The organism is Amycolatopsis sp. NPDC003861 (assembly GCF_053605405.1).
On record NZ_JBSGJD010000378.1, the window covers coordinates 1 to 6,446 of the forward strand.

At 70.5% G+C, this 6,446-nt stretch carries 11 protein-coding genes; 10 read left to right on the forward strand and 1 reads right to left on the reverse strand.

The annotated features are described in order from the left end of the window. The first annotated feature begins 244 nt into the window (after positions 1-244). The gene (locus ACWEVN_RS45370; RefSeq protein ID WP_452055394.1) at positions 245-1,015 is read left to right on the forward strand and encodes an SDR family NAD(P)-dependent oxidoreductase; all 771 of its coding nucleotides are present in this window, start codon (positions 245-247) and stop codon (positions 1,013-1,015) included. Between the two features lie 238 nt (positions 1,016-1,253). Next, on the forward strand, positions 1,254-2,237 hold the full coding sequence (locus tag ACWEVN_RS45375; protein WP_452055395.1) for a YdcF family protein: 984 nt from the start codon (positions 1,254-1,256) through the stop codon (positions 2,235-2,237). An 85-nt stretch (positions 2,238-2,322) separates the two neighbouring features. On the opposite strand, the gene ACWEVN_RS45380 is transcribed toward ACWEVN_RS45375, so the two are convergent. Beyond that, on the reverse strand, positions 2,323-2,532 hold the full coding sequence (locus tag ACWEVN_RS45380; RefSeq protein ID WP_452055396.1) for a CsbD family protein: 210 nt from the start codon (positions 2,530-2,532) through the stop codon (positions 2,323-2,325). A 182-nt stretch (positions 2,533-2,714) separates the two neighbouring features. Here ACWEVN_RS45380 and ACWEVN_RS45385 point away from each other — a divergent pair, with 182 nt between their 5' ends. Genes ACWEVN_RS45385 through ACWEVN_RS45420 form a run of 8 tightly spaced genes read left to right on the forward strand, consistent with a single transcriptional unit; the run spans position 2,715 to position 5,985 of the window. Beyond that, the gene (locus ACWEVN_RS45385; protein WP_452055397.1) at positions 2,715-3,167 is read left to right on the forward strand and encodes an Asp23/Gls24 family envelope stress response protein; all 453 of its coding nucleotides are present in this window, start codon (positions 2,715-2,717) and stop codon (positions 3,165-3,167) included. Further along, a complete protein-coding gene (locus ACWEVN_RS45390) occupies positions 3,164-3,439 on the forward strand; it encodes a hypothetical protein (RefSeq protein WP_452055398.1) in 276 nt (91 codons plus the stop codon). Before ACWEVN_RS45385 ends, ACWEVN_RS45390 begins: the two co-directional genes overlap by 4 nt. An 11-nt stretch (positions 3,440-3,450) precedes the next feature. Further along, positions 3,451-3,627 (forward strand): hypothetical protein, encoded by a 177-nt coding sequence (locus ACWEVN_RS45395; protein ID WP_310971717.1) that lies wholly within the window; start codon positions 3,451-3,453, stop codon positions 3,625-3,627. A 3-nt stretch (positions 3,628-3,630) separates the two neighbouring features. Continuing rightward, positions 3,631-4,005, forward strand: coding sequence for an Asp23/Gls24 family envelope stress response protein (locus ACWEVN_RS45400; protein ID WP_452055399.1), 375 nt, complete (start codon positions 3,631-3,633; stop codon positions 4,003-4,005). Continuing rightward, positions 4,002-4,529 (forward strand): DUF6286 domain-containing protein, encoded by a 528-nt coding sequence (locus ACWEVN_RS45405; RefSeq protein ID WP_452055400.1) that lies wholly within the window; start codon positions 4,002-4,004, stop codon positions 4,527-4,529. Before ACWEVN_RS45400 ends, ACWEVN_RS45405 begins: the two co-directional genes overlap by 4 nt. Further along, positions 4,526-5,122, forward strand: a complete 597-nt coding sequence (locus tag ACWEVN_RS45410; RefSeq protein ID WP_452055401.1) for an alkaline shock response membrane anchor protein AmaP — start codon at positions 4,526-4,528, stop codon at positions 5,120-5,122. The genes ACWEVN_RS45405 and ACWEVN_RS45410 overlap by 4 nt, the downstream gene beginning before the upstream one ends. Positions 5,123-5,147: 25 nt before the next feature. After that, on the forward strand, positions 5,148-5,606 hold the full coding sequence (locus ACWEVN_RS45415) for a PhzF family phenazine biosynthesis protein (RefSeq protein WP_452055402.1): 459 nt from the start codon (positions 5,148-5,150) through the stop codon (positions 5,604-5,606). Beyond that, positions 5,491-5,985 carry a PhzF family phenazine biosynthesis protein gene (locus ACWEVN_RS45420; protein WP_452055403.1) on the forward strand — a complete coding sequence of 165 codons (495 nt, stop codon included), beginning with the start codon at positions 5,491-5,493 and terminating at the stop codon, positions 5,983-5,985. The genes ACWEVN_RS45415 and ACWEVN_RS45420 overlap by 116 nt, the downstream gene beginning before the upstream one ends. The last annotated feature ends 461 nt before the right edge of the window (positions 5,986-6,446 follow it).

Below are 6,446 nucleotides of genomic sequence, written 5' to 3' on the forward strand. Positions count from 1 at the left end.
GAACTCCGGCGGGAACGCTTTGGGCATGGTGGACATCCTTCCAGCGAGGAGCGCATCCTCACAGGTCAGGAGTCAACCGAACCGGGGGCAGTCCCCAGATCTGAATCAGTGGCCAGGGCGTCCAGAACGACGGGGCGGCCATTCCTTCCGAGCCACCACACGGGCAGAGCCTCATCAGCCACACCCCGACGCCCTGGGCATCCAGGGCACTCGCCCCGAACAACATCAACCTTAGGGAAACCCCATGAGCGACACCGAATCCGCCCCACCGAACTCCTGGGCGCTCGTCACGGGCTCGACCAGCGGGATCGGGCGGGCGACCGCACTGAAGCTGGCCGAAGACGGGTACGCGATCGTCGTCTGCGGCCGCGATGCGGAGCGGGCCGCCGAAACCCGCAAGACCATCGAATCCAATGGCGGCCGGGCGGTCGACCTGATCGCCGACTTCGCCGACCCCACCGACGTCCGGCGGCTCATCGCCGAAACCCGGGAAGCGACCGCGAGCGGCACCGTCGACGTCCTGGTCAACAACGCCAGCGGCGGTGGGTTCGCGCCCACCGAGGACACCAGCGAAGACATGTTCGACACGGCGTTCGCCCTCAACGTCAAGGCGCCCTACCTCCTGACCGCCGCGTTCGCTCCCGCGATGGCCGAACGCGGCCGCGGCGCGATCGTCAACGTCGGCAGTCTCAGCACCACCATGGCCGCGTCGGGAACCGGCGCCTTCCAAGCGGCGAAAGCCGCCCTGAGCATGCTGACCAAGTCCTGGACCGCCGAATACGGCCCGCGCGGGGTGCGGGTCAACTCAGTCGACCCCGGCTACGTCCTCACCCGCGTCAACGAGCACATCCGCGACATGTTCAGCGGCTATCTCGCCACCCTCCCCGCCGGCCGCGGCGCCCAACCCGGAGAAGTCGCCGAAGCCATCCGGTTCCTGGTTTCCCCGCAGGCGTCCTACATCCAGGGTGCGACGCTTTCCGTCGACGGCGGCAAAAACGCGGTCGTCACGATGTGAGCCCGGTCCGAACGGGCGGCCCGCGCGACGGTCCGGTGCCGGCCGGAACCGTCGCTCTGGCCGGCACAGCACACCTCGTTCGGATCGGCCGCCCCACGGCTATTTCCCCGGCAACGTCCGGTCGGATGAACAACCGGCGCCAAAGAGTGACACACCCGGCCCGTCGGACCCTGAAGTCCGAAAATCCTTACTGCCGATCCGACACCGAGCCCCGGAGGCGACAGCCATTCTCCATGCCTTGGCCGCGCTGTTCCTGGTCGTCGCGCTGGTGAGCATCCGGCAGGACCGCCGTCGGTTCCGCAACGCGGTCCTGCTCGGCCTGGCCGTCGCCAGCCTCATCATCGCGCTGCTCGGCGACATCGACCGGCTTCCCCTCGACGTGGCCGGCATCGTCGTGTTCTTCGTCCTCCTGATACCGCTGATCACCGTCCTGGTGCTGGCGGTCTTCCTGCTCGCCAACGGTGTGACCATGATCCGGCGCGAGAGCAGGTCACTGGGCAACCTCCTCTCCTTCCTCACCGGCCTGGGCCTGCTCGCCCTCGTCGTCCTGCTGATCGCCGCCGAGTACACCCAGCACCCGGGCATCGGCGCGGTCGCCGTTTCGGCGCTGGCCGCCGTGGCCTACGTGAGCTTCCTGTTCTGCTGCTACCTGGGTTACGCCTTCCTCTACGGCCGGCTCCGCGTCCGTTCCGGCGTCGACTTCGTGGTCGTGCTCGGCTCCCGGATCATCAACGGCCGGATCCCGCCGCTGCTGGCCTCCCGGCTCGACAAAGCGATCGCCCTCTACCGGAACGAACGCGACCAGGGCGGCAAGCCGATCGTCATCACCTCAGGCGGCCAGGGAAGGGACGAAAACCAGCCCGAATCCCACGCCATGGCCGACTACCTCGTCGCGCACGGTGTTCCCGGCGGCGAAGTGCTCCGCGAAGACCGCTCGGCGACCACCGCGCAAAACCTCACCTTCAGCCGCGAACTCATGCGGCAGCACCGGCCCGGGTACCGGTGCGTGGTCGTCACCAACAACTTCCACGCCTTCCGCGCCGCGATCCTCGCCCGCACGGCGAAGGTGAACGGTCAGGTCGTCGGCGCCCCCACCGCCCTCTACTACTGGCCCAGCGCCACCATCCGGGAGTTCACCGCCATCCTCATGGAGCACCGGCTGGTCAACTTCGGGGTGACAGGGCTGCTCGCGCTCACTGGCTTCCTGGCCGCACTCCCCTGAGCCGGGCCGCACCCGCCACCGCCATCCGCGGGTGGTGGCCGGCGCGCTCCCTCTTGCCGCGCCGGCCACCGGTCTCCGGGCGGGCTCAGTCCTTCTTCAGCACGTTCTTGATCTTGTCGACGGCGTCGCCGACCGCGTCCTTGGCGTTCTCGACCGCGTCCTTGATTCCGGCCTTGGCCTGGTCGGCCTGGCCTTCGGCGCGCAGCTCGTCGTCGCCGGTGACCTTGCCCGCCGTCTCCTTGGCCTTGCCGCCGAAGTCTTCGGCCTTGTTCCCGATCTTGTCGCCCAACGACATGAGTCGCTCCTCCCGTACCGGTCACCATCCCCTGTGGACGGTCCTGCCCATCAAGACACCGAAGGGGGCCGTTCGTCACTTCCCCGGCCGCGTGACCGTGTTCACTCGAACGTGGCCGTGATGATTCCGGCCCACCCCGGGTCTTCCCGGCACAACGGTTCACCCGACGAAGGAGGAACACCATGGCCGAGACGACCACGAAGACCCCTGCCACCACCACCGAGGCGACCGGCGCGCTCGTCACCAGCCAAGGCTCGACCACGATCGCCGACACCGTGGTGCAGAAGATCGCCGGCCTGGCCACCCGTGAGGTGTCCGGCGTGCACTCCCTCGGTGGCGGTGCCGCCCGCGCGTTCTCCGCGATCCGGGAGCGCATCCCGGGTGCGACCGCCTCCGCGGGGCAGGGTGTGTCGGTCGAGGTCGGCGAGAAGCAGGCCGCGGTCGACCTGCAGGTCGTCGTCGAGTACGGCGTGTCCATCGCCGACCTCTCACGCTCGGTGCGGCGGAACGTGATCACCGCGGTCGAGCGGATGACCGGCCTCGAGGTCGTCGAGGTCAACATCGCCGTGGGCGACCTCAACCTGCCCGGCGATGACGCCGACGACCAGGGCGCCGACACCGGCCGGGTGCAGTGACACCCGACGCGGTCGCGATCGCCGCCGCCGTGGCGGGCCTGCCGGAAGTGGCGGGCCCGCACGGTGGCCGGGTCGGGGAGATCGCGACGCTGCTGCCCGGACGCCGGGTCGCCGGGGTCCGCGTCGCCGACGACGAATTGACCATCGGCGTCGTGCTCCGCTACCCGGCCACCGCCGCCGCGGCGGCGGCCGCGGTCCGGGTCGCGATCGGCCCGCTCGACCGGCCCGTGCGCGTGTTCATCGGCGACGTCGCCGCACCCACCACTACTTGACGGAGGTACCCATGAATGCCACCAGGACCGGGTTGCTGACCGGTCTCGTCCTAGGCCTCGCCCTCGCCTTCGGCGGCTTCGGCGCGTTCCTGGCCGTCCTCGTGCTCGGCGCGATCGGCTTCCTGATCGGCCGCCACCTCGACGGCGCGATCGACCTTGCCCAGCTGTTCGGCCGAGACCGGGGCTGAGCCATGACGACGACGGTGCCCGCCGAAGAGCGGGGAGAACTGGTCATCTCCGGCCACGCGGTCGAACGGATCGCCGCGCACGCCGCCCGCGAAATCGACGGCGTCGGCGGCGCCGCCGGGCGCGTGCTGGGGGTCGCGCTCGGCGGCGAAGACGCCGACCGCTCGGTGAAGGTCGACGCCGAGGTCGACCACGACCGGGTGCGGCTGGCCACCCGGCTGTCCATCGGCTACCCGGCCTCGGTCGCCCGCACCACCGACCACGCCCGGGCCCACCTGCGCGAACGGGTGAGCGAACTGACCGGGCTCGACGTCGAGCGGGTCGACATCACCGTCACCGCCCTGCACCCACCGGCCACGTCCTCGAGGAGGGTCTCGTGAAACGCCGCCCACGCCGCAGCACCCCAGCCGCGCTGACCGCACTCGTCCTGGCCGCGGCCGGCACGCTCGCCGCGATCGTGGCCATCCAGACGATCCTCGGCGAGCGCCCGTGGCTGGACTACGGCGCGACCGCACGGCGGCTGCACGACCTCCGCTGGGCCGACCTGCCCGTCGTCATCACCGGCGGCGTCGTCGCCCTGCTCGGCTCGGTCCTGGTGCTCGCAGCGGTGTTGCCGGGCAAGCTCACCGTGCTCCCCCTGCGCGGCGACCTCGACTCGGGGGCCTCGCGCCACAGCCTCGGCTCCACCCTCCGGACGGCCGCGGCACAGGTCGACGGCGTGGAGAAAGTGCGGCTGAAGGTCCGGCGGCGCAGCGTCCGCGTCCGGGTGCGGACCCGCCGCACCCGCCCCGACGGGATCGCCGACGCGGTCCGCGTCGCCGTCGCGGAGCGGCTGGACCGGATCGATCCGGTCCGCCGCCCCGAGGTCAAGGTCCATCTCCGCGCAGTGAGGAGCACGTCGTGAACCGTCCCGCCGGACTCAACCGCACCCTGCTCGCCATCCTCGGGCTGCTCTTGCTCGCCGCCGGCGCGGTCCCGGCCGCGATCCGCTTCCACTGGCTGCCGGCGCTCGGCGCGGACCGGCCGATCGTGCCAGGCACCGAGCTGCCGCCGACTTGGGCGTGGTACGTGGCCGCGGCCGCCGGGATCGTCGTCGCGCTGGCCGGGCTGCGCTGGCTGGCCGCCCAGCTGATCCGCAAACCCGGCAACCGCACCTGGCACTTCGAAACCGACACGGGCACCACGGACCTGGCCACCACCACGGCCGTCGCCCCGTTCACCGAAGAAGTGCGCGGTTACTCGGGCGTGCGCACCGCGACGGCGTCCCTCACCGGCTCCCGCGAGCACCCGGAGCTGCTCGTGGTCGTCTCGGTCGAGCAGGACGGCGACCCCGCCGAGATCCGCGACCGCATCCGCGACGAGGGGGTGCCCCGGCTGTGCCAGGCCCTGGACCTCGACGACCTGCCCACCCACGTCGAACTGCGCTTCACCACCGCACCCGGCTCCCGCGTCGCCGGACGCGCCCCCGCCCAGTCGGAGCACCCGGCGCCGTACTGACGCCGACGACCTGAGCACCACCGACATGGCGGCCATCGCGCGGTGGACCAACCTGGCCGAAACCACGTTCCTCCTCACGCCGTCGCACGCCTCGGCCGACTACCGCCTCCGGATCTTCACCATAAGTCGTGAACTGCCCTTCGCCGGCCACGCCACCCTGGGAGCGGCGCGCGCCTGGCTGGCGGCCGGCAACACCCCCAGGCGAGCCGGCCGGATCGAGCAGGAATGCGGCGCCGGTCAAGTCCGCATCCGCTCCGACGTCGACCTCTTGTGGTTCGCCGCGCCGCCGCTGCTGCGCGACGCGCCGCCGGGCTGCGCATCGAACCGGAACAGATCAAGGCGGCCCGATGGGCCGACAACGGCCCCGGATGGGTTGTCGTCCTGCTCGCTTCCGCGGAAGCTGTCCTCGCGATCGCCCCGACTACGGACGTTTGAGCGGATTCTCCGCCGTCGGCGTCGTCGGGCCGCACCCAGCGGGAAGTGACGCTCAGTTCGAGGTCCGGGCGTTCACCGACGAGGGCACGCGGTGGGAGGAAGACCCGGTCACCGGCAGCCTCAACGCGGCTATCGCGCAGTGGCTGATCCCAGCCGGCGGTGCCCCCTCCCGTTATACCGCGACGCAAGGAGCAGCACTTCAGCGTCGAGGCCGAATTCGCCGACATCGAGCTGTTGAAGCGTTGTCGAAGACGGTACCGGCGCTGCCCAGCAGGACGGCGGTGATGGTCAGCGTCCACAGCGCGGGGTGGCCTCGAGTACCCAGACGGCCAACGCGCCGACGAGGACGCCGCGCAGCAGCTCGGTCCGTCACATCAGGGCCGGGCGGTCATAACCGTCTTCGATCACGTTGCCGGAACCAGACTTGATCGATGGCCACGGTCCACACGGACCTCGGCGCCTTCGATTTCACATAAAAGCACGCTCCTCTTCAGCCGATTTCTGCAAACGGTGTCGTGAATGCGCCGGCAAATTGATCGCCGATCTGAGGGCCGTGACGTGGCGGCTGTCGTGGGCCGACGGCAACTCACCCGGGCCATCGAGTGCCAGTACACCAAAGCGCGCCTGCTGGTGCCGTTGCCGCTGGTCATCGCCCTAACCGTCATCTCCTACCTGTACTGCTGGCTGCGGGTCTACGGCCCAGCGGTCGCCGTCCGCAAGGTCTACTCCGCCAGCACCTGTGACCATGGCGGTGGTAGTGGTGCACTCTCCGCGGGTCCCGCCCGCCCCCATGCTGGCCGTGCTGTGCGTGCATCGCGACCTGCTGCTGCCCCAGTACATGCGCCAAGCCCGCACCGATCAGAAAACAGGGCTCGTCGCCCCCGTCTAC

Bases quoted from the DNA above. Each gene is read 5' to 3' on its own strand.
- ACWEVN_RS45385 (WP_452055397.1), top strand. From the start codon at position 2,715: ATGGCCGAGACGACCACGAAGACCCCTGCCACCACCACCGAGGCGACC.
- ACWEVN_RS45370 (WP_452055394.1), top strand. From the start codon at position 245: ATGAGCGACACCGAATCCGCCCCACCGAACTCCTGGGCGCTCGTCACG.
- ACWEVN_RS45395 (WP_310971717.1), top strand. From the start codon at position 3,451: ATGAATGCCACCAGGACCGGGTTGCTGACCGGTCTCGTCCTAGGCCTC.
- ACWEVN_RS45420 (WP_452055403.1), top strand. From the start codon at position 5,491: ATGGGTTGTCGTCCTGCTCGCTTCCGCGGAAGCTGTCCTCGCGATCGC.
- ACWEVN_RS45380 (WP_452055396.1), bottom strand. From the start codon at position 2,532: ATGTCGTTGGGCGACAAGATCGGGAACAAGGCCGAAGACTTCGGCGGC.
- ACWEVN_RS45400 (WP_452055399.1), top strand. From the start codon at position 3,631: ATGACGACGACGGTGCCCGCCGAAGAGCGGGGAGAACTGGTCATCTCC.
- ACWEVN_RS45415 (WP_452055402.1), top strand. From the start codon at position 5,148: ATGGCGGCCATCGCGCGGTGGACCAACCTGGCCGAAACCACGTTCCTC.